Source organism: Streptomyces sp. NPDC091376 (assembly GCF_044757085.1).
Classification (GTDB): domain Bacteria; phylum Actinomycetota; class Actinomycetes; order Streptomycetales; family Streptomycetaceae; genus Streptomyces; species Streptomyces pratisoli.
Genome location: NZ_JBIVUF010000002.1, coordinates 704865 through 730844, shown reverse-complemented (window position 1 = coordinate 730844; position 25980 = coordinate 704865). Strand labels below are relative to the sequence as shown.

The following is a 25980-nucleotide window of genomic DNA, read 5'->3' as shown; positions in this document are numbered from 1 at the left end:
ACCGCGCCCTCTCCAGGCTGGCCGTAACCGCACCGCACGACGAATCGCCATCGGCCAACCGGACCAGCGGCCGGCGGCTGTGCCATTTTGCCCCTGACCGTGCCGACGTGCCATGCCGTTGTCCGTGTCGATGTGCCATGCCGTTGTGCCACGCCGTCGTCCGTGCTGTCGGCGTGCTGCCGGCCGTGCCGACGTCACCAGGGGGCCCTCCTGGTGACACCCACACGTGGCGCGGCTCAGTCGTCGCTGAGATTGCGCTCCGCGTAGATCGTGATCGCATCGCGGACGAAGACCGCCGTCCCGTCCCCGTGCCGGTCGTAGTTCGCCGTGAAGCGCGGATCGGCGACGTACATCTCACCGAGCCCGATGACGTACGACCTGGTCGGTGCGGCCGTCACCGACAGCCACTCGCAGTGCCGCTGCGCGATCGCCTGAACCTCGTCGCTGTCCGGCGGGAGCCCGTCCTTCAGAGCCTGGCCGAAATCACGGGCGATCGCGAGCTGACGGTCCTGGAACGCCTTCTTCTCCTGCGCGCTCAGCGAGCGCCACCAGCGATCGCCCTTCTCATACGCCTCGCGGCCCCAGCGCCGGCTGACCTCCTCCTCGTACCGGGTGTGGTCGAAGCCGTCGAAGACTTCTTCCGCCATGAGTTCCTCTCCTTTCTCCGTGCGGTCGAGAGTGGTCCGCACCGAGGCGATCTGTCGCCCGATGCGCTCCCGCTCCTGCTCCAGCAGCCCCAGATGGGCGCGCAGGGCGGCGGCCGTGTCCCGCTGCCCCTCCAGGGCCTGCGCGATCGCCGGCAGCCCGAGACCCAGCTCGCGCAGCAGCAGGATCCGCTGCAGCCGGATCAGGGCGTCCTGGTCGTAGTAGCGGTAGCCGTTGCCGCCGACCCGGCTGGGCGCGAGCAGGCCGAGTTCGCCGTAGTGCCTGAGCGTGCGGCTCGTCGTACCGGCCCTCTTGGCGATTTCCTGGATGGACCACTCCATGGCCCTCACGCTAAATCTTGACGTTGCGTAAAGGTCAAGGCCGGGCGGGCGGACATGACCGACCGGAACCGACCGGCACCGACCGGAACGCCGGCGTCGGGAGGAGCACCGCGCGGGAGCACGGAGAAACTCCACGCGGGAAGCCGGGAAACACCGATGGCCCGGGACCATGTGGTCCCGGGCCATCGGCCTTGAGTAGCGGGGACAGGATTTGAACCTGCGACCTCTGGGTTATGAGCCCAGCGAGCTACCGAGCTGCTCCACCCCGCGTCGGTGAACACAACCTTACGCCATCCGGAGCAAGATCCACTCCACTTTTCCCGCCGGACCCCTCAGAACACCGAAAACAGCAGGCCGAAGCGGGCCGCAGCAGGTCCAGCAGGCCCTCGACCGGCCCACCACGTACGTCCCCGGCCCGCGACTACTCGGCGACTTCGGTCCGCTCCCACCACTCGTACACGGTCAGCCGCCCCTCCGCGCTGTCCTCGTGCCGGGTCGTGGCCTTGAAGTGCTCGTAACCGCCACGGTGGGGAATCTTCAGCTCCTGTCCCGGAGGGGTGATCGGGACGATCTGCCCCTGCAGATCGTCCGGCCCGCCCTCCAGGCGTGCCTTGGTAGTCATACCTCCAGTTTTCCCACTCAGGCGACCACCCCGCACGCCCGGAGCGCACCAGGAGCACACCTGGCGCACCCGTTCGGCTCATCCGGAGAGCTTGTCCAGGAAGCCGAAGAGATGGGCCCGGGTGCGTTCGGTCTGCTGCTCCACCGTGAGCGACTCCTGGAGGCGGCCGCCGGGAACCGGGGCCCTGATCCCCCGTACGTAGAGGGAGCAGGCGAGGTCGGTGCACATGTACAGCCCGACCGAGTTGCCCTCCCGGCCTGCCTGGCCCGTCTTGCGGGCCGTCATCAGGGAGACGCCGTCTCCCGGGTGGGTGGTCAGGCACAGGGAACACATGCTGCGATGCAGATATCCCCGCTGCCTGGCGGGAAAGCGCAGCGTGATCCCGACGGCCAGGCCGTCGTCCCGCTCGGCGACGAGATAGCTGCGGTCGGGGGCGCCGGGGTCGCGCCACCCGAGGAAGTCCAGGTCGTCCCAGGGCCGCGCGTCGAGGTCGCGGGGGAGGGCGAGACGCTTGGCCTCACCCTTCGAGCAGTTGATGAACGACGCTCGGACGGCGGACTCGGTGAGTGCCTTCATGACGCGGGAGGCTACGTTTGCCTAGGATCCCTAGGCAAACGAATAATCCCCCTAGGAAGGGTGTGCATGCGCCCTGCTGATGCTTCTACCCGCGCTCACGGCCGCGCCGGACTGAACACCGAGCGCGTGGTGCGTGCGGCGGCCGACCTGTCGGACGAGGTGGGCTTCGACGGCGTCACGGTCTCCGCGCTCGCCCGGCACTTCGGCGTCAGGGACGCCAGCCTCTACTCGCACGTGAGGAACCTGTCGGACCTGCGTGCCCGGGTCGCCCTCCTCGCCACCCGGGACTTCGCCGACCGCATCACCTCCGCCGTGGCGGGCCGGGCCGGCAAGGACGCCCTGACCGCCTTCGCCGGGGCGTACCGGACGTTCGCCCTGGAACACCCGGGCCGCTACGCGGCGACCCAGAGCCGGCTCGACCCATCCCTCCTCGACCCGTCCCTCCCGGACGCATCGCCGGACCTCGCCGCCGGTCCGCGCCGCATCATCGACGCCACCTACGCCATGATGCGCGCCTACGACCTCCCCGAACCGGACCTGACCGACGCCGTACGCCTGTTGCGCAGTACCTTCCACGGCTACAGCAGCCTGGAGGCGAACGGCGGCTTCCGCGCGGAACGTGACGTGCAGGCATCCTGGGAGCGCGCCATCGAGGCACTCGACCACCTGCTGCGGAACTGGCCACGCGCGGCCCCCGGCGAACACGCCCGGCCGCAGCCATCGGACTCACCGGACTCGCCGGGCGCACCGGGCGCGCCGGCTCCCTGAACTTTCCGCTCGGCCACAGGACATGGACCCGGGCAGACCCGTCGCCGACGCCCCGGACCGCGGGTTGGCCTTCCGGTCGGACATGTCTGCCATGACGTGTCAGTGCCCGGCCGGACCTGGGGTCCGGCCGGGCACTGGAGGTAGGCCGTGTGGGACTCGAACCCACAACCAACGGATTAAAAGTCCGCTGCTCTGCCAATTGAGCTAACGGCCCTCGGCGAGTCATCCCCGAGCATAGCCGCACGACGCCCGGCATCCGATCGGGTATCGGTTGCCGGGCGTCGTCGCAGGCGGAAAGGGGCCCGGGAAGGGGGAGCGTGGCCGGTCAGAAGAGTGTGCGGTAGTACTGCCAGCCCGTGGCGAGTGTCGTCGTCGCGCCGAACGACCCCTTGCCGTCGCCCTTGTTGCGGAGCAGCTTGCCGTTCGCGTCGCGCGAGAGGAGGTCCGGGAGACCGTCGCCGGAGATGTCGCCGACGCCGAGGATGTCGGTGCGGCCGGCGCCCCAGTCCCTGAAGACCAGCGCGCGGGGCTTCAGCGTGCCCGTTCCGGTGCCGCCGTAGCGCCACAGCTCGCCCGCCGGGTCGCGGGCCAGGAGGTCGGCGTGGCCGTCACGGTCGATGTCGCCCGCGCCGATCAGCCGGTAGCCCTTCCAGCCGGTGCCGATGACGACGCCCGGGTCGAGGCCCGCGCGGGCGTTGGAGCGGTACAGGTAGAGCTTGCCCGTGGCGGCGTTGCGGGCCAGCAGGTCGGGGCGGCCGTCGCCGGTCAGGTCGCCGGGCGCGGCGAGGGCGTCCATGCTGTTCCAGCCGGTGCCGATGAGCGTATGCGTGGAGCCCTGGCCGGACGGAAAGTACACGCCCTCGCACCGGCCGCCGATGCGCCACAGCTTGCCGTCCACGGTGCGGAGCACCATGTCCTCACAGCCGTCGCCGTCGAGGTCGCCCATGGGGACGAACCGCGTCGCCGGGTTCCAGGGACCGGTCGCCCAGTAGCCGGTCGCGCCGATGCGGTGCGCGGACAGCTTCCCCGCCGTCGTCATCGCGTAGTACTCACCGAGCCCGTCCCCGTTGGCGTCCCGGAACGCCGACGCGCCGCCGGTCAGCCGCATCGAGCCGGAGCCGAAGCTGCGCGTGCCGGTGCCGTCGCCGGCGTCCGCGGTGAGGGCCCAGGTGTACGGGCCGCTCGCTGCCGTGCGGCCGTCGTCCCTGCGCCCGTCCCAGCTGATCCGTATCGCGGCGCCGTCCCGCTCCGTGCCGGAGAGCACTCTCGCGACCTTCCCGTACGCGTCCTTGAGGGTCAGCTTCCAGGAGCCGGCGGGCCGGCTGAGGCGCCAGTGGCCCGACCAGCGCGCCGACTCCTTGCGCAGGTCGAGCGTCGCGTCCGTACGCGCGTCCAGGAGCGCCATCGGGGAGCGTGGCACGGTCACCGGCTTGATGTGGATACGGCCGGCCTCGTCGGTGTACGCGAGGTGGCCGCCGTACTTGTCGACCGTCCAGTCCCACACGTACTGCCCGGCGTCGATGACCTGCTCGGACGTGGGCTGCCCGCCGCCCCGGTGGAAGTCGAGCAGCCGCAGCTTCGTCGGGTCGGGGTCCTTCCAGACGAGGAATCCGTCGCCGATCTGGGCGCGTTGCACCACCGGCACCGGGATGCCGCGACCGGTGGAGTGGTCCCAGACGCCGGACTTGTTCGCGTCGGTGCAGCGCCAGTACAGCCAGCGGCCCACGGCCTGCAGCTCGTCCGGCCGGCAGCCGGAACCGAGCACGATGTCCGGCGAGTTCGCCTTCGTCCGCAGGTCGTACGAGTTGACCGTGCCGGCGCGCGTCCCCGGCTTCCAGAGCTTGTCCCCCCACACGGCGGACGCGGTGATGGAGCGTGTGTGGACGAGCCCCTGGGGCTCGCCGGACGGATTGCGGTCCGCCTCGTCGAACGACCCGATGAACTGCTTGCCCTGTCTGGTGTTGTTGACGACGACGTACGGCCCCGCCGCTCCTGCGACCAGGTCGGGCGCCTCCCACCAGCCCAGGGAGACCTCGCTCTGCGGTACGCGACCGCCGGCCGCCTCCTGGCCCACGCCGATCGGCACGTTGTAGGCGACACGGCCGTCCCCGAGCGCCCACAGCCGGGACTCGAAGCCGTCGCACATCTCCCCGGCTCCCGGCCCGCACGGCCACTGCACCCAGAATTGGGGCTCGGCAAGCCGCTGCGGGCCGGGCGTGGGCGTGCCGGTGGCGGCGAGGTCGTACTCGTACAGTCCCCGCCACTGCTCCGGGTCGATCCAGGCCGTGACGCTGAGCTTGCCGCCGCCGAGGGCGATCCTCTCCGGCCTGGCCGGGCTGCCGTCGCGGGTGCCGAGCGTGATGACGACCTCGTCGTCGGCGGCGCGCGCCGACCCGGGCGTGGCGGCCGCGGTCAGCGGGGAGAGACCGAGACCGCCGGCGGCCAGTGCGACGGCGGTCCCGATCGTGAGCGGTGTACGTCTGAAGGTGCGGGTTGTCATGGTCGGCCCCCTGGTGAACGCGACGTCCCATCGTCGTCCTGGAAGCTATGACCGTCCGGACCTGCTGCAGGTTGTACAGGATTGAATGATCGTCAGTAGATGCCCTTGTAGCGGTTCCAGCCGGTCGCGATCTTCACGGTCGAACGGAATCCGCCGGTGCCGGTGCCGTTGTTGCGCAGCAGATCACCGGCCGCGTTGCGGGAGATCAGGTCCGGCCTGCCGTCGCCGGTGATGTCCCCGGCGCCGACGAGGACGTTGCGGCCCACGGCCCAGTTGCCGGCGAAGACCAGGACGCGCGGCTTCAGCGTGCCGGCGGCCGTGCCGTCGTACCGCCACAGCGAGTTGGCCTTGTCGACGGCCAGGACGTCGCCGATGCCGTCGCCGTTGATGTCCCCGGCGCCGAAGATCGTCCGGTACAGCTTCCAGTTGGTGCCGATGCGGCCGCGTGCCTTCAGCTTGCCGGCCCCGTCGTTGGCGTAGAGGTACATGTCGCCGGTGGTGGCCTGACGGGCCACCATGTCCGCCCGGCCGTCACCGGTCAGGTCTCCGGGCGTGGTGAGGACGTTGAACTGGTTCCAGCCCTTGCCGAGCAGCGTGGAACCTTCGAACTGGGGGCTGTTCGCGAAGCGGCACAGCAATTCGTGGCTGTAGAGGTCACCGTTCGAGTTGCGGGCGATCACATCGTTGCAGCCGTCGCCCGTGAGGTCGCTGAACGGTACGACGAAGGCGTTGAGTCCCCAGAGGATGCCGTCCCTGCGGAGCCCTCCGGTGGTGCTGCCCCAGTGGAAGGTGAAGGAGCCGTCCTGGTCGACGGTGAGCAGGTCTCCGGTCGCGTCCTTGCCGGAGAAGTCCCGCCACGGCGGGGTGCCGCCGCGGAGCGTGACGTTCGCCTCCCGGACCGCCACGGGTCCTTGGCCGTCGGCGGGAACGACCGTGAGAGTCCAGTGGTAAGCACCGTTGGTGGCGACCGCACCGGCCGTTGTCCTGCCGTCCCACTCGGGCACGAGCCTGCCACGAACCTCGCCGCCGCTCAGTGTGCGGACGGTACGGCCGGTGACGACGTCCTCGATGTCGAGCGTCCAGGACGAGGCGGGCTTGCTGAGTCGGGCGTCGATGAGGGAACGCACGTTCGTGCTGTCAGCGCGGACGTCCGTGGACGCCGCACCGGAGAGGGTCAGTGGCCCGGCGGGGACTCCCGGCCGGATCAGGTGGATCCGCTGCTCGGTGTCGGCATGGGCGACGAGTCCGCCGAACCGGTCCACCGACCACCGCACATGCCGCTGCGAGACGCCCGTGTCGGGCAGATCGCCGATGGGGAGACTGGTGGCGGCCCCCGTGTGCACGTCCGTGAGGACCAGCTTCCCGGCCCCGGTGTCATGAGTGACCACGTAACCGTCGCCCAGCAGGGCTTCGCCGGACGGCACGGTCACCGACTTCTTGGCCGTGCGGTCGAAGATGCCTGACGCTCCCGTCCCCGCCGTGCCACAGCTCCAGTACAGCCAGCGTCCGACGTTCTGGAGCTCGGCGGGCACGCAGGGCGCGCCGGTCTGGACGGTCTCGACCGTCTTCTGCGACGCCAGGTCGAGCACGGTGACCTTCCCCGCTTCCGGGGAAGCGGACCAGAGCCTGCCGTCCCACAGCGCGGAGGCGACCGGGGTGCGCTGCATCACGGCCGTGCGCGAGTCGATGCGGAACACACTCTGCGTGTGGCTGGAGGTGTGGATCAAGTAGTCGCTGTCGGCGTCGGTGATCTCGCCGCCCTTGGGAACGTTCAGTTCGGCGAAGTCGTACTGCGCCGGTCCGTCCACGATGACACGTTCGGCATCACCGTCCGGCACGAGGCGCGCGAAGCGGTCTTCCCCGACACCGCGGAAGACCGCGCAGGCCGGGTCGGTCGCCGCACAGTTCGGTACGGGATAGGTGTTCGTGGAGAGCCTGCTGCGTTCACCGTAGGTGACCGGACCGTCGCCGACCCCGAGAATGCGGGAGTAGTCCTGCTTCAGACCGCCGATGCCGTTGTCGATGAAGGCCAGTCGGCCCTGTGAGACCGCCAGCCCTTCGATCACACCCAGGACCGGCGGCAGCCGCTTCACCGTGGACACCACGGGCTTGCCGTCGCCGTCGGCCATGATCCGGCGGATGGCCCAGTCGTCCCGCCCCGTACCGCCGATGGCCACGACCGTGCCGCCGGGTCCCGTCGACAGTCTGCCCGGGACATTGGACAGCAGGGTGACGGGCTCGCCGCCCGCGATCGGCACGGCTTGGACCTTCGTACCGGACGGCGGCTGGTGGACCAGCCAGTCGCCCACGACCGCGAGCGAATCGTCGGGCTTGCTCTGCCCGTTGTCGAGTTGCACGGAGGTGAAGGGGGCCGCGGCGTCGGCGACGTCGGAAACGAGGACGGTGCTCGAGGAGAGGTTGTACACCGCCAGGTGACGGGATGACAGCGTGGCGCGCTGGTACCCAGCGGGCAGGGGCGGGGTGGTGCCGCGGATCGCTCCCGTGGCCGCGTCCACGAGGATCATGCGCCGGGCACCGTCGACGGATCCCAGGAAGACGATGGTCCCGTCATCCGCCGCCATGGGGAAGAGCCAGTTGAGCGACCCGTCACCGACCAGTACGTCCCTGACGGATCCGTCAGGGACCAGGGAGAGCAGGTGCGTCCTGCGTCCGGTGCTGCCGTCGGACTCGGTGGTCTGCTCGTACGTCACGACCGTCGAGCCGTAGACCCGCGATATCTGCTGGCCGGCCGGCGCGGTGATGCTGCGCACCGACCCCGAAGGAGCGTCGATCAGGTCGGCCCGCCCAAGGTTGATGTGCGCCAGTGCATCACTTCCCGTCCCGGTGATCGCCCCCGTGGCAGGGACCTTCACGGGGAAGGTCTTTCCGTCCGCGTAACGGGTCCACACCCGGCCGGTATAGCCCTCCTCGGTGTGGAACACGCCCTGCGCGCCCGCCCCATCGGAGCTCGTACCACTCTCGGCGAAGGCAAGGGCTCCGCCCCGTACCCGGTTCGGGGCATACGCAGGAATGACCGCCTCGTCGGTATCCACGACTTCCGCTGCGCGTGCCGCCCCGGCCGTACCGGGCGGCAGGAGTCCGCCTGCCAGTACGGCCCCCATGGATACGACAAATGCTCCACGCACGAAGGCACGCGCCAACGGAAACCCTCCCCAGGGACAAGAAAAAGGGCACGAGGGCACGGCAGACCGGACACGCGAAGCGTGCCGAAGCCTTGTGTTCGAGCGAATGCCCCCCCAGCCCGCCCTCCTGCATATGCGGCGGATCGTAACAGCCGCCCGATGGCTGACGGAAGGCACTTTCGAACTCGTTCAACCAGACCGGGCCCGGCCCCCACCGAAGGGAGCCGGGCCCGGTCCTTGCTGGTCAGCGGCGACTCAGAAGAGGCCCTTGTAGCCCTGCCAGCCGGTACCGATCTTCGCCGTGGACCCGAACGACCCCGCACCGTTGCCGTAGTTGCGCAGCAGGTCGCCCGCCGCGTTGCGCGACACCAGATCCGCCTTGCCGTCCTTGTTCAGATCACCGGCGCCCACGAACACATTCCGCCCGGTGCCCCAGTTGTTGCCGAACACCGGAGTCCGCGCCTTCACCGTGCCCGCCGGCGTGCCGTCGTACCGCCACAACGAGTTGGCACCGTCCACAGCAAGCAGCTCACCGATGCCGTCACCGTTCAGATCACCGGCACCGAACACCGCCCGGTACAGCTTCCAGTTCGTACCGATCCGGCCCCGCGACTTCAGCTTCCCGGCACCGTCGTCCGCATACAGATACATGTCACCCGTCGACGCCTGCCGCGCCACCAGGTCCGCCCGACCGTCACCCGTCAGATCACCCGGTGACGTCAGCACGTTGAACTGAGACCACACCGTGCCCAACGACGTGTACGCCGTCGACGGCGTCAACGCCGCACCGCACTTCGGCCTGTACGCGCGCAGCTCGGCCCCGAGACGAACGAGTACGTCATTGCACCGGTCGCCGCTCAGATCTCCGAACGGCACGACGATCGCCGACGTCGACCAGCCCGAACCGGTCACCGCGCCCGAAAGCCCACCCGACCCGTTCCCGTACCGGAACGCCACGGCACCCGTCGAGCTCAACGACACCAGATCACCGACCAGGTCACCGTTGTGATCCCGCCGCACCGCCCCGGCCCCGGACAGCTGGACCGTGCCGGACCGCACCAGCGCGGGGCCCTGTCCGTCTGCCGGAAGGGCCGTCAGCGACCAGGTGTACGTGCCACTGGTGACCAGACGGCCGGACGCGTCCTTGGCGTCCCAGACGGGAGCGACCATCCCCCGCGTCTGCCCGCCGCTCAGCGTGCGCACCACCGCGCCGGTCGCCGAGCTCCTGACGGTCAGCTGCCACGAGGCCATCGGTGTGGACGGCCACCAGCGGGGCCGCCATGGCGCGGCGCCGCCGTTCACCGCCTGCGTCGCCGGGACGTCGGAGTCGACGACGGCGGCCGCGGACCGGTCCACACCGCTGCCCACCAGGTGGACGGCGCTGCCGCTGTCCGTCCAGGCGACGGCGCCGGTCGACGGGTCGACGGCCCACGGCTGATACGACCTCCGGTCGTCGGTGAGGGTCCGTACGGCGCCGCCGTCACGGAGGTCCTTCAGCTTCAGGGAATCACCGACCGGGTACACGACGAACCCGTCGCCGAGCTGCGCGCCCGCCCCGTAGCCGATGCCCAGCGGGGTGATGGTGTGGGTCTGCAGGTCGAAGACGCCCTCGTCGTCCCGCGAGCCGGCGCAGTTCCAGAGCAGCCAGCGGCCAATCGCCGTCGCACCGTCGAGCAGGCAGCCGGGGATGTAGGCGGACTGGGTCTGCGCTCCGGTCCTGATGTCGTACCCGACGGCGGAGCCGCCGGCGCCGGTCCACAGGGTGGTGCCCGACAGGGAGAGCCCGCTCACCGGCAGCGTCCTCACCACCTTGCCGGTGTCGAGGTCGACGACCCGCGTGCCGCCCGAGCCGTCCGCCGCGTTCGCGCGGACCACGGCCCAGCGACCCCAGGCACCGATGAAGCCCCCGTACCCCGTGCCCGTGTCGATCTTGGTGGCCGGCAGTCGGGCCCCTTCGGCCAGCCGGTGCAGCGGCACGACGGGTTCGCCCCAGACGCGGGTCCGCCCGCCGTACGCGATGCGCCCGTCCCCCGTCTCCACGAAGGTGGGGCAGTAGCTCTGGAAGCAGGCGTCGGGCTGGTCGGGCACCCAGCCGCGGTCCTTACGCTCACCGGCGGCGGGCACGCCGCCGGAGTGCTCGGTGGTCCGCGTGTGGAGGCCGACCCGGCCGGCCGCCGCGTCCGCCTCCACGCTCGTCAGCCGCCCCTGCCGGAACGACATCTGATGGACCGTGTTCACCACGGCCTTCACCTGGACGGGGGTCTCGCGGGAAACCGCGGCCCGCCCCGCCGTGTCGGCCCGGAGCGCCTGGACGCCCCAGTCGGCCATGCTCGCCCCGCCGTGCACCAGCAGTCCGCCGTCGGGCGTGAACGTCGCCCTGCCGCTGGACCTGGCCAGCAGCGTGCGCACAGCACTCCCGTCCAGCGGATGGGCCTCGACCCGCCACACCGGCAGGTTCTCGTCGAGCCGGCCGAGCGCGGGGTCGTGCCGGGCGACGACGAGTTCCCCGCCCACCATGCCCAACAGCCGTGCGTCGCCCTCGGCGAGCGGGTGCGTCCGCTCCGGCTCGGCGAGGGCGCCGCGCGCGAACACCGACACCTGGCCGTCCGACCAGATCAGCAGCCGGTCCGGTGTCAGGGCGAAGCGTTTCGTCGCCAGTTGCTCGTCGTTCCCGATCGGTACGACGCGCCGCTGGGTCACGTCCATCCACACGTTCCCGGCACCGGGCAGGGCCATCACCAGACCGTCGGCGTCACCCAGCCCCTGAAGGACGGCGTACGAGTGGACCCCCGCGGGCACGCCCTCGACCGGACGGTCACGCAACTGTCCCGTCTCCATGTCGAGCACATGGAAGCGCATCCCGTCGCCGGGCGAGTCGTAGGTGAGCACGTTCCGGCCGAACGCGCCCACATAGTTGTGGCCGTCCGGCACCGGCACGGTGACGGTCTCGCCCGCGGCCATGTCCCGCAGCTCGACCCTCTGGGGCGACTCCAGCAGGCGGGCGACGACGTCCGAGCCCGTACCCCGCTGGAAGTCGTACCCTCCGTGGTCCTGAATGCTGTCGACCTGGATGTCGGTGGCGGCGCCGTAGGCCCGCCAGACGGTGCCCAGCCCCGCCTCGTGGCGCAGATAGCCGTGGGGCCCGGTGTTGAGCAGCGTGCTGCGCACGGGCAGGTCGCTCGTCGCGGCCGGGATCACCACCTCTGCCGTTGACGCCGCCTGGGCGGTGGACACCGCCGGGCCGATGCTCGCCGCCGCCAGCACCACGGCAGCGGCGATGACACGCATGGGTCTTTTGCCGTACACGGAACTCCGCACTCCTCGATCGGACGGATCGGGCCTGCGGGGTGGCGCTCGACAAGGGCGCGTCACGGCATGCCGGATACGCGTCGAGATGATCAAGAGCCCCCCGGCCCCGCCTCCAGTGCCCCCCACTGCGAGGTGGACGGATCGTAACAGCGGCCGCCGACAACGCGGCAGGGCCCGTACCCCTCGTGAGGTACGGGCCCTGCTCAGTGCGTCATGCGTCAGCCGTTGCGCTTCCAGCGCGGCTTGTCGTCGCGGCGGCCGCCTCCGAAGGAGCCGGAGTTCGAGCCACCACCGCGGTGGTCGTCGCGGCGGCCGTACGGACGGTCGTGGCCGCCGGAGCGGAAGCCGCCGCCCGAGGGGCGGTCGTCACGACGGTCGCGGTTGAACGGACGGTCGCTGCCACCGCGGTGGTCGCGACGCTCGAAGCCACGGTCGTTGTCGCGGCGCTGGAAGCCGCCCGAGGGACGGTCGTTGTCCCGACGGAAACCACCGGAAGGACGGTCGTTGTCCCGGCGCTCGAAGGAACGGCCACCACGGTCGTCGCGACGGTCGTCACGGCGCTGGAAGCCGCCACGGTCACCGTCCCGGCGGTCGTCACGACGGTCGTTGTCCCGGCGGAAGCCGCCCGACGGACGGTCGTCGCGGCGGAAGCCGCCACGGTCGTCACGACGGTCGTTGTCGCGGCGCTGGAAGCCGCCCGAGGGACGGTCGTTGTCCCGGCGGAAGCCACCGGAAGGACGGTCGTTGTCCCGGCGCTGGAAGCCACCGGAGGGACGGTCGTTGTCGCGGCGGAAGCCGCCGCGGTCGTTGTCCCGGCGGTCGTCACGGCGCTGGAAGCCGCCACGGTCACCGCCGCGGTCGCCACCGCGGTCGCGACGCTCGTAGTTGCCCCGGTCGTCGCGGTACGCCGGACGCTCTTCGCGGGCCTCCCGTACCGGCTCCGCCTCGACGGCGGCCGCGGCAACGGCCTCGGCCTCGGCGGCCTCCGTCACCTCGGCGACCGCGGCCTCGGGGTCCTCGCCCCGCTCGCGCGCGGCACGCGCGACCAGACGGTCGGCCTCCTCGCGCAGCTCGGCGGCGCGGCGCTGGACACGCTCCAGCTCCTTGGTGAGCTGGGCGACCTCGCGCTCGGCCTGCTTGGCCGCGTTGTTCGCCGAGTCGGCCTGGACCTCGGTCAGCGAACGGGCGCCGGTGATCTCGGCGACCTCCGGGTCGAACGCGCCGGCACCGCCGACGATGTGGCGCGAGGCGTCGACGCCCGCGTCCTCCATCAGACGGAAGATCTGGCGGCGCTGGTGCGGGAGCGCCAGCGAGACGACCGTGCCGGACTGGCCGGCACGGGCGGTACGGCCCGAACGGTGCAGGTAGTCCTTGTGGTCCCCGGCCGGGTCCACGTTCAGGACCAGGTCGATGCCGTCGACGTGGATACCGCGGGCGGCGACATCGGTCGCCACCAGCGCGTTCACGTAACCGTCCTTGAAGTCGGCGAGGACACGGGTGCGGGCACCCTGCGTCATGCCGCCGTGCAGCGCGTCGGCCTTCACGCCCGCGTCGACGAGCTGCTCGGCGATACGGTCGGCGCCCAGCTGCGTACGGACGAAGATGATCGTGCGGCCCTTGCGCGCGGCGATCGCGGCCGTGACCGGCGCCTTGTCCTTCGGCTTCACGACGAGGACGTGGTGGGTCATGGTCGTGACGTTGCCCTGGGCGCTGTCGACCTCGTGGCTGACCGGGTTGTTCAGGTAGCGCTTGACCAGGGTGCCGATCTCGTTCTCCATGGTGGCGGAGAAGAGCATGCGCTGGCCGCCCTCGGGCACCTGGTCGAGCAGCTCCGTGACCTCGGGCAGGAAGCCCAGGTCGGACATCTGGTCGGCCTCGTCGAGGACCGCGACCTGGACGTTCTCGAGGGAGCAGGCGCCACGGTTGATGATGTCGCGCAGTCGGCCCGGGGTGGCGACGAGGATGTCGACGCCGCGCTCGAGCGCGTAGATCTGGTTGCCCATGGACGTACCGCCGCAGACGACCTTGATCTTCAGGCCGAGGACGTCGCCGTAGGGCTGGAGGGCGTCCGCGACCTGCATCGCGAGCTCACGGGTCGGGGTGAGGATGACGGCGCGGGGCTTCTTCTTCTCGGTCTGGCCGCCGGCCAGCGTGGCCAGGGTCGGCAGACCGAAGGAGAGGGTCTTGCCGGAGCCGGTGCGGCCACGGCCGAGGATGTCCTTGCCGGCCAGGGCGTCCGGGATGGTCGCGGCCTGGATCGGGAACGGGACGGTGACACCGTTCTGGGCGAGCTTGCGGACGACGCCCTCGGGGAGACCGAGGTCGCCGAAGGTCACCTCGGGGGTGCTGGGGGCCTCGGTGTCGGCCGTGTCGGCCGCCTCGGCCTCGACGACGTTCTCGACGTTCTCGACGCTCTGCGCGTCGTCGATGTTCTCGTTCTCGGGCAGGACGGCACGGTCAGTACTGGAAATGGACATGCGAAATGCGAAACCTTCCGGAGTCTCGGCACGCGCCCAAACTCCGTGATTCGCAATTCGACCGCCTCAATGCGGTCAGCCACGGCAAGGGAGAGTACGCGCCACACGCGGCGCGCTTCTGCTGGCGCCGGGCAAATGGGATCAAACGATCTACCACCATACGCACCCTCACCCTCCGATGGCAAACCGCCGCCCTGCGTCGCTCGTCACACTGCTCGGCTGCCCGAGGTCCGGTGCTCCGCCTTCCCGAGGCCAGGCAGCTGCACCTCCCGAGGCCCGGTGGCCACACCTTCCCGAGGCCAGGCAGCTACGCCGTGACCCGGCGGGCCGTCACTCCGGCCCCATCTGCGGCGAGGCTTCCGGCTCGATCCGCAGCTCATCCTCCTCGTCGTCGATGGCCTCCCGCATCGCGCCCATCTGCGTATCGGCCGCCGGTGACGCGGTCGGCGGCTCGGTCGGGGGCTCGCTGGGGTCCGGGTCCGGGTCCGGACCGGGCGGGCTCGGGTCCGTGGGCGGCGTCGGCTCGGCCGGTGGAGTGGGATCCGTGGGCGAGGTGGGATCGCCCGGCGTCGTGGGCCCCTGGGGCTCGAGCGGCTTCGGGCCGCCGTCGCCCTTCGGCGGGGTTGCCGGGGGTGCCACGGTGGAGCCCGGGCTCGCCGTGCCGCTGGGCTTCCCGCTCCTGGCCCCCGCCTCGGAAGGCGCGGCTCCGCCCATGCCCGTACGGCCGTGGCCACCGGCTCCGCCGGGCGCGGCGCCTCCGCCGTCCGGTTCGGCCGCGGTGCCGCGCTGCGGGGATTTCACGGGCACCGGCTCGTCGGCGCCGTCGCTCACGCTCATGCAGCCGGCGGAGGCCGCGGCTGCCAGGGCGGAGGCGATCCAAACGGCACAACGGCCTGGGGCGGACAACTGGCGCACGGGCGGCACCTCCGGGGCACGGGACACAGGACACGGGTTGCCCTGCCCAACTCCCTTTGCCCCGCAAGGGACACGCCCCCCGCGAGGCGGCTCCGAGCCCGCTAGCCCTCCAGCCCTCCGGTGAGGCCCGCTCCCAGCACCACCGCGCCCAGCCCGACCAGCAGCGACACCAGCACGTTCGCCACCGCCAGGAAGCCCCAGCCGCGCTCGGCCAGCCTGAGCGTCTCGTACGAGAAGGTCGAGTACGTCGACAGCGCCCCGCACAGCCCGGTGCCCAGCAGCGCGTACGTCCCCGAGCCGACCGAGGCTCCGGCCAGCAGCCCCAGCACGAGGCTCCCCGACGCGTTCACGACGAAGGTGCCCCAAGGGAACACCGAGTCGTGCCGCAGCTGCACCTCACGGTCCATCACATAGCGCAGCGGGGCGCCCACCGCCGCTCCCACGATCACCAGGACCCAGTTCATGGACCCACCACATTCATGGACCCACCACCCTGCGGGTCACCGACGCCCCCAGCCACACCGCGCCCAGTGCCCCCGCGATCGTGGCCGCGGCGTACGCGAGGGCGGCGCCGCTCTGCTGACGCTCCAGCAGCCCGGCGAAGTCCAGGGCGTACGTCGAGAAGGTGGTGAATCCGCCGAGCACCCCGACGCCGAGGAACGGCCGCACGAGCGGGCGCGTGACCACCTGACGCTCGCTCACCAGCACCATGAGTACGCCGATGAGCGCACACCCGAGAACGTTGATGGCGAACGTGGCCCAGACGGACGGCCAGGCCAGGGACACCGCGTACCGCGCGGTCGCCCCGATCACCCCGCCGGCCGAAACCGCCGCGAGGACCTTCCACTTCGCGGCACCCGCGGTTTCCGCCCGCTGGGCCGGCACATGGAGGTCGACATCAGGATCGATCGCCTGCGGACGCCGATCGCGGGATTGAGGATCGTGCCTACGCGGATCTCGGGATCGCGGATCTCGGGATCGCGGATCGTGCGGGTCCGGTTCGGGGGAGGCCGGACCGGGGTGTTCACTCATCCGTACCCCAGGGCGTGCAGCCGTTCGTCGTCGATCCCGAAGTGGTGCGCGATCTCATGGACGACCGTGATCTCGGTCTCCTCGACCACGTCCTCGCGGGAGTCGCACATCCGCAGCGTCGGCCCCCGGTAGATCGTGATCCGGTCCGGGAGCACGCCCGCGTACCACTCCCCGCGATCGGTCAGCGGAGTCCCCTCGTACAGCCCGAGCAGCTCGGGGTCGGACGGGTCGGGTTCGTCCTCGACGAACACGGCGACATTGTCCATCAGGCGTGTCAGCTCCGGCGGGATCCTGTCCAGCGCCTCGGCGACCAGTTCCTCGAACTCCTCGCGCGTCATCTCCAGCACCCGGCCATTGTCACGCACATGCGCCCCGGTGGGCGGGCATAGCCTGACGCGCACATGGGCATACGGGACCAATGGCCGCTCATGAACGGCTGCATGCCGGCCTCGCCCGCCTCAGGCGCCACTACCGCTCGCGCCACACAAGCCCCACCAGCACCCTCGTCCACACACCCCACCCGTACGGCCGCGCCCTCGGGCTGATCGTCGTCGTCCTGCTGGGGGCCTGGCTCGGCCTGCTGATCGTGGGGTCCGTCCGTACGCCGGTCGGCCCCATGGACACCAGCATGACGCTCCGCCCCTCCCTCTCCGGCGGCACGAAGATCAACGTGTCCCCGCTCGGCGCCCTCGAACTCGATTCGCACACGGCACCCATCCGCCTCGACGTCGACATCGACCAGCTCGACCCGGTCCGCTCCCAGGCCCTCGTCGAACACCCCGAGCGTCTCGCCGGCCTTCAGGAGGAGGTCACCCAGGACGTCGCGGCCGGCACCCGCGAGCTGGCCCTGCGCTCCTGCGTCGCCGTCGTCTCCGGCGCCACCGCCCTTGGCCTCGCGGTCTTCCGCCGCCCGCGCCGCGCCCTCGCCGCAGGCGGCCTCGCGTTCACCCTGCTGGCGGCCTCCGGCATCAGCGCGTACACCACCTGGAACCCGCAGTCGGTTCTGGAGCCGAAGTTCTCCGGCCTGCTGAGCAGCGCCCCCTCGGTGGTCGGCAACGCGCGCTCGATCGTCACCGAGTTCGACGTCTACCAGAAGGAGTTGGCGCGCCTCGTCACCAACGTCACCAAGCTGTACGAGGCGACCTCCACGCTCCCCGTCTACCAGCCGGACCCGGGCACCATGCGGGTCCTGCACGTCTCCGACATCCACCTCAACCCGGCGTCGTGGCACATCATCGGCTCGCTCGTGGAGCAGTACGACATCGACGTGATCATCGATTCCGGCGACACCATGGACCACGGCACCGCGGCCGAGAACACCTTCCTGGACCCGATCCCGGATCTCGGCGCACCGTACGTCTGGGTCCGCGGCAACCACGACTCGATCGTCACCCAGCGCTACCTCCAGCGCCTCAAGCACGTCCACGTCCTCGACGAGGGCCGCGCGGTCACCGTGGCGGGGCTGCGCGTGGCGGGCACGGGCGACCCGCAGTTCACGCCGGACCGCTCGACGGTTGCCCAGGGCGACCCCGCCGAGCGCATGGCCGGGATCCGCCTCGCCTCCGCCCTCCGCGACCAGAGCCGTGCCGGCACCCCCGTCGACATCGCGGTCGCCCACAACCCCGTCGCCGCCCGTGAGACCGACGGCGAGGTCCCGCTCGTCCTCGCGGGCCACGTCCACCACCGCGAGACCGAGCTCCTGCCGCTCGGCACCCGCCTCAAGATCGAGGGTTCCACGGGGGGCGGCGGACTGCGGGCCGTCGAGAACGAGAAACCGGAGAAGGTCCGCGCCTCCGTCCTCTACCTCGACCGAGGCACCCGCACCCTCCAGGCCTGGGACGAGATCACCCTGGGCGGCCTGGGCCTCACCACGGCCGAGGTCAGCCGCCACCTGGCCACCGAGCCGCCACCCCAGGGCCCCGACGCCCAGCGGACCCCGCCCCCGACGACCCTGCCCTCCCCCGCCTCGTAAACCGTTTTGGCGATAGGTCCTCGCATCCCATATGCTTCTCACGTCCCCGACGCGCTGCGAAGCGCCCAGGCGGGCCCTTAGCCCTCATCGTCTAGTGGCCCAGGACGCCGCCCTTTCAAGGCGGTAGCACGGGTTCGAATCCCGTTGGGGGCACGTACAACCGTGTGCGAGACTTGCTCTCGCACAATGCATCACCTCTGGTCCTGTGGAGCAGTTTGGAGTGCTCGCCACCCTGTCAAGGTGGAGGCCGCGGGTTCAAATCCCGTCAGGACCGCTGCGACTCCTCGCGAGTCGCGTGGCTGGGTAGCTCAGTTGGTACGAGCGTCCGCCTGAAAAGCGGAAGGTCGCCGGTTCGACCCCGGCCCCAGCCACCGCAGCCCTACCAGGGCAAACACCCCCGCCGAAGATCTTCGACGGGGGTGTTTTCGTGTCGGCTACGCCAATCGGTACGCCGACAGCACCAAGACCGGTGCCCCAGGAGGACCCGCCGTATGACGAACTGCGGCGTAGGCGCTCGACCAGCCGGAGCTCCTCGCCGACGCGCTGAAGGGCCCGGTCCACGGTCCGGATACTGGGCTTCAGGCGGTTGATCGGTGGGAGAATCGGATCCGTGACGACCGTATTCGGGGACTTCCAGCTGACCATGGATGAGCTGCGCGGTGTCGCACGTTACGTCGTGGAGAGCGCTGAGGAAGTTCTCCCTGTGTTCGAGGCTGCCAACCCCGGCGATCCTCGACCTCGTGCAGCGATCGACGCCGCACGGGAGTTCGTGAACGGCGCGAGAAGGACCAAGCTCCAGCGAATCACCTCCTTGGATGCTCACCGCGCGGCGAAGGAAGCGGCCACCGAAGCCGAACGGCTCGCCGCGCGCGCCGCAGGCGATGCTGCCTCTGCGGCTTACCTTCATCCGATCGCGAAAGCCACTCAGGTAGGTCACATCCTGCGAGCTGCTGCAAGCGCGGCGCTCGTGGGGGAATTGAATGCCGGCGGTGATGTCGCCGTAGGGCTCAAGCTGATCGAGCAGGCTCGACAACGCGCCACACCGGTCTTGATCGATGTCCTCAACCGGTACCCCCTCGCACCGACCGGTAAGAGTCGTGCTGCACAACTCATGACCATCCTGGACACATCCTTGCGCACGTCCCGCTGAGCGAGACCACCCGCCACCGCTCGTGTCGGCTGACGACCGGTGGGGCCCGTCCGCCCGGACGCGCCCCACCGGAAGCGGACCCCTCACGCCCGGTCGCGGCTCCGCCACCCCCGTACCGCGAGGACGATCGCCGCGATCGCCACCACCGTTGTCAGCAGTACCCAGTCGGGGATCGCGCGGCCCACCGAGGACGCCCACTGTTCCGCGGCGAAGGAGTCGTCGACCGACAGGAGGCCCGGGAGGGCAGTGGTGCCGTCGAAGGCGAGGAAGAGGGTGCCGAGCACGATGAAGAAGAGGCCGGACAGGGCCGAGGTGGTGTGCAGTTCGAAGCGGCCCGCGATGCGGACGGTCCGGCCGCGGAGCCAGCGGCGGCGGGAGAGCTCGTAGCGCTCCCAGAGGAGGGCGAGGACGAAGAGCGGCACAGCCATGCCGAGGGCGTAGACGGCGAGGAGCAGTCCCCCGTAGGCGGGGCTGCCGCTGAGGGCCGCGACTGTGAGGACGCTGCCGAGGATCGGGCCCGCGCAGAAGCCCGCGAGCCCGTAGACCAGGCCGAGGGCGTAGACGGAGACCGCCGTCGTGGGGCGGATACGGCCCCCGACCGCGGCGAGCCTGCGGGAGGCGAAGCCGAGGCCCGCGAGCTGCGCCACGCCGAGCGCGATGATCATCCAGCCGCCGGTGGTGACCAGCAGCTCCCGGTGGCCGTAGAAGAGCCGGCCGGCGAACGAACCGGCGGCGCCCAGCGGCACCAGCGTGGTCGCGAGACCGGCGTAGAAGATGCCGGTGCGCGCCATGAGTCTGGTCGCGGTGTCGATCGAGTACGCGAAGAACGCCGGCAGCAGGAGGGCGCTGCACGGACTGAGCAGGGCGAGGAGGCCGCCGAGGAAGGCGGCCAGGTATCCGATGTCGCTCACTTGCCGCCCGCCGGTCCCGAAGACTCCGGTCCCGACGGCTTCGGTCCCGAAGGCGTCGATCCTGCCGCCTTCTCCGTCGCGGCCTTCCGCGCGGCCTCGATCGCGTCGGTGAAGGCCCGCTGCGGCTGGGCGCCCGCGAGCGGCCGGCCGTTGACCAGGAACGACGGCGTGGACGTCGCGCCCAGCCCGTACCCCTCCTGCTGGTCCTTCGCCACGGCCCGGCGGGCCGCCTCCCCGTCGGCGTCGCGCACGAAACGGTCCAGGTCCTTGACCCCTGCCAGGGCGGCGAGCTCCTTCAGTCGCGGCTCGCCGAAGCCTTTCTCCTTCGCGCCCTCGGCGTACGCGGCCTCGTGGAACTGCCAGAACCTGCCCTGCTGCCCGGCCGCCCAGGCCGCGCGCGCCGCCGCCTCCGACTCCTCGCCGAAGATCGGGAAGTTGCGCCACTCGATGCGCAGGGTGCCGTTGTCGACGTACTTCTTCACCAGCGCCGGCTCGGTGTCGCGGGCGAACTTCCCGCAGTAGCCGCACTTGAAGTCGGCGTACTCGATCATCACGACGGGTGCGTCCGCGCGGCCCAGCGCGAGCGGGTCGCGCGCATCGCGCCGGGCGAGCTTCTCCAGCTCGGCGTACACGTCGGCCTGCGGGTCCGCGGACTCCTCGGCGACGGTGCGCCCGCCGGCCGCGGAATCGTCGGGCCTGGTGGCGGTGTACGAGACGACGCCGAGCAGGACCGCGGCCGCGGCGACTCCGGCGCCGAACGCGAACGGCTTCATGGACCGGGCCCGGGACTGCGGCTTTGACCGGGGCTTTGACTGCGGCGTTGACTGCGACCGCGACGTGGACGTGGTCTGCGACTTGGGAAGGCGGGTACGACGGGCAGCGGACATGGCTGTGTTCTCTCCGGGACGCGAGGGGAAGGGCTGGGCACGGCTGTGCCGCGCCTATACGCGCAGGACGGAGAGATCTATCGGGCTCGGAGCCGCGACCGGCGGCGGAGCGCGCCCCGGCGCGAGATCGAGCACGGCGCCGTGCACGGCCCAGCAGCCGGACGCACCGTGGGCGGAGGTCTGCAGGGCCGGCAGGAGTTCGTACGCGGACGACCCGCGCGGCGGAGTGGCGGGACTCAACCCGCCGTCGTCACCGGAGCCGTCGTCGCAGCCGGGTGCCTGTCGCCCATCGGCAGGGGCCGCCAGCGCGGTCAGGACGCTCGCCCCGGCCGGGGCCGCCACCGCGACGGAGTCCGCCACCGCGACCGTCCGGCCGATGTCCGCCGCGGCGCCCGTCGCCGTACCGAGCAGCACGCCGGTCAGCACCGCCGTCAGCGCGGCCACGACCGCGAGGACGCGGCGCCACCTGCTGCTGAGGCCGGGCATGGGCGGGTGCTCTCCTGTCGACCGACGTGTTCGGCGTCATCGGCTTGATCGGCTTCGTGGCTTGATCGGCGTCATCTGCTCGATCTTCTGGATCTTCTCGATCTGCTTGATCTGCTGATCGATGTGTCCGTAATCGTACGGGCCTGCGGACCGCCACTCCCGAAGCACCGCCCCGAAGCACCGCCCGGAGCCCCCTGCGCGGCCCCCGCACTCCGCCCCCGGAAACCCACCCGGAAATGGGTTCGCCACTCCGCTCGCACGGGTGCGATCCTGGATCCCGTATGTCTACTTCCTTCGCCGATCTCCAGAAGCAGCTGGCCGAGATCTCGCTGCGCGACGCGCACCGGCTCGGGCGGCGCCTCGAGGGCACCCGCCGCATCCGTACGCCCGAGGCCCGGCAGGCCGTGCTGGACGAGATCGCGGCCGAGGCCGCGCAGGCCGCCGCCCGGACCGCCGAGCGCGCGACACGCCTGCCCGGGATCACGTACCCAGAACAACTGCCGGTCAGTCAGAAGAAGGACGACATCCTGGCGGCGATACGGGACCACCAGGTCGTGATCGTCGCGGGTGAGACCGGCTCCGGCAAGACGACGCAGATCCCCAAGATCTGTATGGAGCTCGGCCGCGGCGTACGCGGCATGATCGGGCACACCCAGCCGCGCAGGATCGCCGCACGGACCGTCGCCGAGCGAGTGGCGGAGGAGCTGCGCACCCCGCTCGGCGAGGCGGTCGGCTGGAAGGTCCGCTTCACCGACCAGGTGAACCCGGACGCGACCTTCGTCAAACTCATGACGGACGGCATCCTCCTCGCGGAGATCCAGACGGACCGCGAGCTGCGCGCGTACGACACGATCATCATCGACGAGGCCCACGAGCGGTCCCTCAACATCGACTTCCTGCTCGGGTATCTGGCCCAGCTGCTGCCGAAGCGGCCGGACCTCAAGGTCGTGATCACCTCCGCGACCATCGACCCCGAGCGCTTCTCCCGGCACTTCGGCGACGCGCCCATCGTGGAGGTCTCCGGCCGTACGTATCCGGTGGAGGTCCGTTACCGTCCCCTCCTCGAAGAGGACGGCGACGATTCCGACCGCGACCAGATCACCGCCATCTGCGACGCCGTCGACGAGCTCCAGTCCGAAGGACCGGGCGACATCCTCGTCTTCCTCTCCGGCGAGCGCGAGATCCGCGACACCGCGGACGCGCTCATCAAGAAGAACCTCCGCGGCACCGAGGTCCTCCCCCTCTACGCCCGGCTCTCGCACGCCGAGCAGCACCGCGTCTTCCAGGCGCACTCCGGCCGCCGGATCGTCCTCGCGACCAACGTCGCCGAGACGTCGCTGACGGTCCCCGGCATCAAGTACGTCATCGATCCGGGCACCGCCCGTATCTCCCGCTACAGCCACCGCACCAAGGTCCAGCGCCTCCCGATCGAGGCCGTCAGCCAGGCCAGCGCCAACCAGCGCAAGGGCCGCTGCGGCCGTACGTCCGACGGCATCTGCATCCGCCTCTACTCCGAGGACGACTTCGAGGCCCGCCCGGAGTTCACCGACGCGGAGATCCTCCGTACGAACCTGGCGTCCGTCATCCTCCAGATGACCGCGGCCGGGCTCGGCGACATCGAGAAGTTCCCCTTCATCGACCCGCCGGACCACCGCAACATCCGCGACGGTGTGCAGCTCCTGCAGGAGCTGCACGCGCTGGACCCCGCGCAGAAGGATCCGAGGAAGCGGCTGACGCAGCTGGGCCGCAAGCTCGCGCAGCTGCCCGTGGACCCGCGTCTGGCCCGGATGGTCATCGAGGCCGAGAAGAACGGATGCGTCCGCGAGGTCATGGTGATCGCGGCCGCGCTCTCGATCCAGGACCCGCGCGAGCGTCCCGCCGAGAAGCAGGCGCAGGCCGATCAGCAGCACGCCCGCTTCAAGGACGAGACGAGCGACTTCCTCGCCTTCCTCAACCTCTGGCGGTACATCCGCGAGCAGCAGAAGGAGCGCGGCTCCTCCAGCTTCCGCCGGATGTGCAAGCAGGAGTACCTGAACTTCCTGCGCATTCGCGAATGGCAGGACATCTACGCGCAGCTGCGCACGGTCGCCAAGCAGATGGGCATCCATCCGAACGAGGAGGACGCGGCCGAGCAGTCCGTCCACGTCTCGCTCCTCTCCGGCCTCCTCTCCCACATCGGGATGAAGGACGTGAAGAACGCCGGGGGGGATGGCGGGAAGAGCACAGCGAAGAACGAGTACCTGGGCGCCCGCAGCGCCAAGTTCGCGGTCTTCCCCGGCTCCGCGCTGTTCAAGAAGCCGCCGCGCTTCGTCATGTCCGCCGAGCTGGTCGAGACGTCCCGGCTGTGGGCGCGGGTCAACGCGAAGATCGAGCCCGAGTGGATCGAGCCGCTCGCGGAGCACCTGGTCAAGCGCACCTACAGCGAGCCGCACTGGGAGAAGGACCAGGCGGCGGTGATGGCGTACGAGAAGGTCACGCTGTACGGCGTACCGATCATCGCCCAGCGCAAGGTGAACTACGGCCGCATCGACCCGGAGGCGAGCCGCGAGCTCTTCATCCGCAACGCGCTGGTCGAGGGCGACTGGCGTACGCACCACAAGTTCTTCGCGGACAACCGCAAGCTGCTCACCGAGGTCGAGGAGCTGGAGCACCGGGCCCGCCGCCGCGACATCCTCGTGGACGACGAGACGCTGTTCGACTTCTACGACCAGCGGGTGCCCGAGCACGTGGTGTCGGGGGCGCACTTCGACTCCTGGTGGAAGCACAAGCGCCGTGAGGAGCCCGACCTCCTCGACTTCGAGCGCGAGATGCTCATCAACGAGAAGGCCGGGGCGGTCACCAAGGACGACTACCCGGACTCGTGGCGGCAGGGACCGCTGATGTTCCCGGTCACCTACCAGTTCGAGCCGGGCGCGGACGCGGACGGCGTCACCGTCCACATCCCGCTCCAGGTGCTGAACCAGGTCAGGGACGAGGGCTTCGACTGGCAGATCCCGGGCCTGCGCGAAGAGGTCGTCACGGAGCTGATCCGCTCGCTGCCGAAGCCGATCCGCCGCCATTACGTGCCGGCGCCGAACTACGCGAAGGCGTTCCTGGAGCGGGCCGTGCCCCTGCAGGAGCCGCTGCCGGTCACGCTCGCGCGAGAGCTCCAGCGCATGGTCGGCGTCCCGGTCACGGGCGACGACTTCGACCTGTCCAAGGTCCCGGACCATCTGAAGATAACGTTCCGGATCATCGACGAGCGGCGCCGCAACCTGGCCGAGGACAAGGACCTGGAGGCCCTGAGGCTCCAGCTGAAGCCCAAGGCCCGCCAGGCGCTGTCCAAGGCCGCCGCGGCCACGGCCGGGCGCTCGGGCGGTGACGCCATCGAGCGGACGGGCCTGAAGGACTGGACGATCGGCACGCTCACGAAGGTCTTCGAGACCCGGCGCGCGGGCCAGCCCGTCAAGGCCTACCCCGCGCTCGTGGACGACGGCGAGACCGTCTCCGTACGGCTCTTCGACACCGAGGCCGAGCAGATGCAGGCGATGTGGCGCGGCACGCGCCGGCTGATCCTGCTGAACATCCCGGTGAACCCCGCGAAGTTCGCCTCCGAGCGGCTGACGAACCAGCAGAAGCTCGCTCTGTCCCGCAATCCGCACGGCTCGATCCAGGCGCTCTTCGACGACTGCGCGACGGCGGCCGCGGACCGGTTGATCGCCGACCACGGCGGGCCGGCCTGGGATGAGGAATCGTTCCGGAAGCTGTACGACAAGGTCCGCGCGGACCTCGTGGACGCGACCGTGCGGACCGTCGACCAGGTCGGGCAGATCCTCGCAGCCTGGCAGGCCTGCGAGCGTCGGCTCAAGGCCACCAACAGCCTGGCCCTCATGAACAACGTCCAGGACGTACGGCAGCAGCTGACGGCCCTGATGCCGGCCGGCTTCGTGACGCGCACAGGGGTGCGCAGGCTGCCCGACCTGATGCGCTATCTGGTCGCGGTCGACCGCCGGCTGCAGCAGATGCCGACGGCCGTCCAGCGCGACACGACCCGTATGGCCAAGGTCCACGAGATGCAGGACGAGTACGCCTGGCTGCTGGAACAGCTGCCCAAGGGGCGGCCGGTGCCGCAGGAGGTCCTGGACATCCGCTGGATGATCGAGGAACTGCGGGTGAGCTACTTCGCCCACGCCCTGGGCACCGCGTACGCCGTTTCCGACAAGCGCATCGTCAAGGCGATCGACGCGGCGGCACCGTGACGCGGCCG

The 25980-nt window shown here is 70.7% G+C and carries 18 protein-coding genes and 5 tRNA genes; 7 read left to right on the top strand and 16 right to left on the bottom strand.

Annotation, left to right across the window (positions count from 1 at the left end; translation table 11 throughout):
- Window positions 1–236 precede the first annotated feature (236 nt).
- From ACIQMR_RS07705 to ACIQMR_RS07690, 4 genes are all read right to left on the bottom strand, one after another.
- Complete coding sequence (locus tag ACIQMR_RS07705) at window positions 237–986, bottom strand: TipAS antibiotic-recognition domain-containing protein (protein WP_401384014.1); 750 nt, start codon at window positions 984–986, stop codon at window positions 237–239.
- 196 nt (window positions 987–1182) lie between these two features.
- Window positions 1183–1256: transfer RNA gene (locus ACIQMR_RS07700), tRNA-Met, on the bottom strand.
- Window positions 1257–1407: 151 nt separating this feature from the next.
- Window positions 1408–1608, bottom strand: a complete 201-nt coding sequence (locus ACIQMR_RS07695) for a DUF5988 family protein (RefSeq protein ID WP_328725666.1) — start codon at window positions 1606–1608, stop codon at window positions 1408–1410.
- Between the two features lie 78 nt (window positions 1609–1686).
- Window positions 1687–2184, bottom strand: coding sequence for an FBP domain-containing protein (locus ACIQMR_RS07690; protein WP_401384012.1), 498 nt, complete (start codon window positions 2182–2184; stop codon window positions 1687–1689).
- Window positions 2185–2250: 66 nt separating this feature from the next.
- Here ACIQMR_RS07690 and ACIQMR_RS07685 point away from each other — a divergent pair, with 66 nt between their 5' ends.
- Window positions 2251–2952, top strand: coding sequence for a WHG domain-containing protein (locus tag ACIQMR_RS07685; protein WP_401384010.1), 702 nt, complete (start codon window positions 2251–2253; stop codon window positions 2950–2952).
- A 141-nt stretch (window positions 2953–3093) separates the two neighbouring features.
- Here the strand turns inward: ACIQMR_RS07685 and ACIQMR_RS07680 are convergent.
- The 9 genes from ACIQMR_RS07680 to ACIQMR_RS07640 form a co-directional block, all read right to left on the bottom strand.
- Window positions 3094–3166 (bottom strand) — tRNA-Lys (locus ACIQMR_RS07680).
- 111 nt (window positions 3167–3277) lie between these two features.
- On the bottom strand, window positions 3278–5452 hold the full coding sequence (locus ACIQMR_RS07675) for an FG-GAP-like repeat-containing protein (RefSeq protein ID WP_401384007.1): 2175 nt from the start codon (window positions 5450–5452) through the stop codon (window positions 3278–3280).
- Window positions 5453–5544: 92 nt separating this feature from the next.
- Complete coding sequence (locus tag ACIQMR_RS07670; protein WP_401384005.1) at window positions 5545–8574, bottom strand: FG-GAP-like repeat-containing protein; 3030 nt, start codon at window positions 8572–8574, stop codon at window positions 5545–5547.
- A 276-nt stretch (window positions 8575–8850) separates the two neighbouring features.
- A complete protein-coding gene (locus ACIQMR_RS07665) occupies window positions 8851–11901 on the bottom strand; it encodes an FG-GAP-like repeat-containing protein (RefSeq protein ID WP_401384003.1) in 3051 nt (1016 codons plus the stop codon).
- A 221-nt stretch (window positions 11902–12122) separates the two neighbouring features.
- Window positions 12123–14381 (bottom strand): DEAD/DEAH box helicase, encoded by a 2259-nt coding sequence (locus tag ACIQMR_RS07660; RefSeq protein ID WP_401384000.1) that lies wholly within the window; start codon window positions 14379–14381, stop codon window positions 12123–12125.
- Between the two features lie 330 nt (window positions 14382–14711).
- Window positions 14712–15218: a hypothetical protein gene (locus ACIQMR_RS07655; protein WP_401383997.1), complete on the bottom strand. Its 507-nt coding sequence runs from the start codon at window positions 15216–15218 to the stop codon at window positions 14712–14714.
- A gap of 179 nt (window positions 15219–15397) precedes the next feature.
- On the bottom strand, window positions 15398–15760 hold the full coding sequence (locus ACIQMR_RS07650) for a fluoride efflux transporter FluC (RefSeq protein WP_401383995.1): 363 nt from the start codon (window positions 15758–15760) through the stop codon (window positions 15398–15400).
- A 13-nt stretch (window positions 15761–15773) separates the two neighbouring features.
- The gene (locus ACIQMR_RS07645) at window positions 15774–16205 is read right to left on the bottom strand and encodes a fluoride efflux transporter FluC (protein WP_401384122.1); all 432 of its coding nucleotides are present in this window, start codon (window positions 16203–16205) and stop codon (window positions 15774–15776) included.
- A 119-nt stretch (window positions 16206–16324) separates the two neighbouring features.
- Window positions 16325–16675 carry a metallopeptidase family protein gene (locus ACIQMR_RS07640; protein WP_266379841.1) on the bottom strand — a complete coding sequence of 117 codons (351 nt, stop codon included), beginning with the start codon at window positions 16673–16675 and terminating at the stop codon, window positions 16325–16327.
- Between the two features lie 71 nt (window positions 16676–16746).
- On the opposite strand from ACIQMR_RS07640, the gene ACIQMR_RS07635 reads away from it, so the two are divergent.
- The 5 genes from ACIQMR_RS07635 to ACIQMR_RS07615 all read left to right on the top strand — a co-directional run bounded on the left by ACIQMR_RS07635 (window position 16747) and on the right by ACIQMR_RS07615 (window position 19450).
- Window positions 16747–18300 (top strand): metallophosphoesterase, encoded by a 1554-nt coding sequence (locus ACIQMR_RS07635; RefSeq protein ID WP_401383992.1) that lies wholly within the window; start codon window positions 16747–16749, stop codon window positions 18298–18300.
- Between the two features lie 80 nt (window positions 18301–18380).
- Window positions 18381–18453: transfer RNA gene (locus ACIQMR_RS07630), tRNA-Glu, on the top strand.
- 46 nt (window positions 18454–18499) lie between these two features.
- Window positions 18500–18574: transfer RNA gene (locus ACIQMR_RS07625), tRNA-Asp, on the top strand.
- A gap of 23 nt (window positions 18575–18597) precedes the next feature.
- Window positions 18598–18671 (top strand) — tRNA-Phe (locus tag ACIQMR_RS07620).
- A 239-nt stretch (window positions 18672–18910) separates the two neighbouring features.
- Window positions 18911–19450 (top strand): putative immunity protein, encoded by a 540-nt coding sequence (locus ACIQMR_RS07615; protein ID WP_401383990.1) that lies wholly within the window; start codon window positions 18911–18913, stop codon window positions 19448–19450.
- Between the two features lie 83 nt (window positions 19451–19533).
- Here the strand turns inward: ACIQMR_RS07615 and ACIQMR_RS07610 are convergent, their stop codons facing one another.
- The 3 genes from ACIQMR_RS07610 to ACIQMR_RS07600 all read right to left on the bottom strand — a co-directional run bounded on the left by ACIQMR_RS07610 (window position 19534) and on the right by ACIQMR_RS07600 (window position 21734).
- Window positions 19534–20361 carry a cytochrome c biogenesis CcdA family protein gene (locus ACIQMR_RS07610; RefSeq protein ID WP_401383988.1) on the bottom strand — a complete coding sequence of 276 codons (828 nt, stop codon included), beginning with the start codon at window positions 20359–20361 and terminating at the stop codon, window positions 19534–19536.
- A complete protein-coding gene (locus ACIQMR_RS07605) occupies window positions 20358–21134 on the bottom strand; it encodes a DsbA family protein (protein ID WP_401383986.1) in 777 nt (258 codons plus the stop codon). Before ACIQMR_RS07605 ends, ACIQMR_RS07610 begins: the two co-directional genes overlap by 4 nt.
- A gap of 168 nt (window positions 21135–21302) precedes the next feature.
- Window positions 21303–21734 carry a hypothetical protein gene (locus ACIQMR_RS07600; RefSeq protein ID WP_401383984.1) on the bottom strand — a complete coding sequence of 144 codons (432 nt, stop codon included), beginning with the start codon at window positions 21732–21734 and terminating at the stop codon, window positions 21303–21305.
- 281 nt (window positions 21735–22015) lie between these two features.
- On the opposite strand from ACIQMR_RS07600, the gene hrpA reads away from it, so the two are divergent.
- A complete protein-coding gene (hrpA, locus tag ACIQMR_RS07595) occupies window positions 22016–25972 on the top strand; it encodes an ATP-dependent RNA helicase HrpA (RefSeq protein WP_401383981.1) in 3957 nt (1318 codons plus the stop codon).
- The last annotated feature ends 8 nt before the right edge of the window (window positions 25973–25980 follow it).

What these genes read in the sequence shown, in the direction of transcription:
- hrpA (WP_401383981.1), top strand. Translation starts at nt 22,016, where the DNA reads ATGTCTACTTCCTTCGCCGATCTCCAGAAGCAGCTGGCCGAGATCTCG.
- ACIQMR_RS07675 (WP_401384007.1), bottom strand. Translation starts at nt 5,452, where the DNA reads ATGACAACCCGCACCTTCAGACGTACACCGCTCACGATCGGGACCGCC.
- ACIQMR_RS07705 (WP_401384014.1), bottom strand. Translation starts at nt 986, where the DNA reads ATGGAGTGGTCCATCCAGGAAATCGCCAAGAGGGCCGGTACGACGAGC.
- ACIQMR_RS07655 (WP_401383997.1), bottom strand. Translation starts at nt 15,218, where the DNA reads ATGAGCGTGAGCGACGGCGCCGACGAGCCGGTGCCCGTGAAATCCCCG.
- ACIQMR_RS07660 (WP_401384000.1), bottom strand. Translation starts at nt 14,381, where the DNA reads ATGTCCATTTCCAGTACTGACCGTGCCGTCCTGCCCGAGAACGAGAAC.
- ACIQMR_RS07650 (WP_401383995.1), bottom strand. Translation starts at nt 15,760, where the DNA reads ATGAACTGGGTCCTGGTGATCGTGGGAGCGGCGGTGGGCGCCCCGCTG.
- ACIQMR_RS07635 (WP_401383992.1), top strand. Translation starts at nt 16,747, where the DNA reads ATGGCCGCTCATGAACGGCTGCATGCCGGCCTCGCCCGCCTCAGGCGC.
- ACIQMR_RS07600 (WP_401383984.1), bottom strand. Translation starts at nt 21,734, where the DNA reads ATGCCCGGCCTCAGCAGCAGGTGGCGCCGCGTCCTCGCGGTCGTGGCC.
- ACIQMR_RS07670 (WP_401384005.1), bottom strand. Translation starts at nt 8,574, where the DNA reads ATGGGGGCCGTACTGGCAGGCGGACTCCTGCCGCCCGGTACGGCCGGG.
- ACIQMR_RS07695 (WP_328725666.1), bottom strand. Translation starts at nt 1,608, where the DNA reads ATGACTACCAAGGCACGCCTGGAGGGCGGGCCGGACGATCTGCAGGGG.
- ACIQMR_RS07690 (WP_401384012.1), bottom strand. Translation starts at nt 2,184, where the DNA reads ATGAAGGCACTCACCGAGTCCGCCGTCCGAGCGTCGTTCATCAACTGC.
- ACIQMR_RS07685 (WP_401384010.1), top strand. Translation starts at nt 2,251, where the DNA reads ATGCGCCCTGCTGATGCTTCTACCCGCGCTCACGGCCGCGCCGGACTG.
- ACIQMR_RS07605 (WP_401383986.1), bottom strand. Translation starts at nt 21,134, where the DNA reads ATGAAGCCGTTCGCGTTCGGCGCCGGAGTCGCCGCGGCCGCGGTCCTG.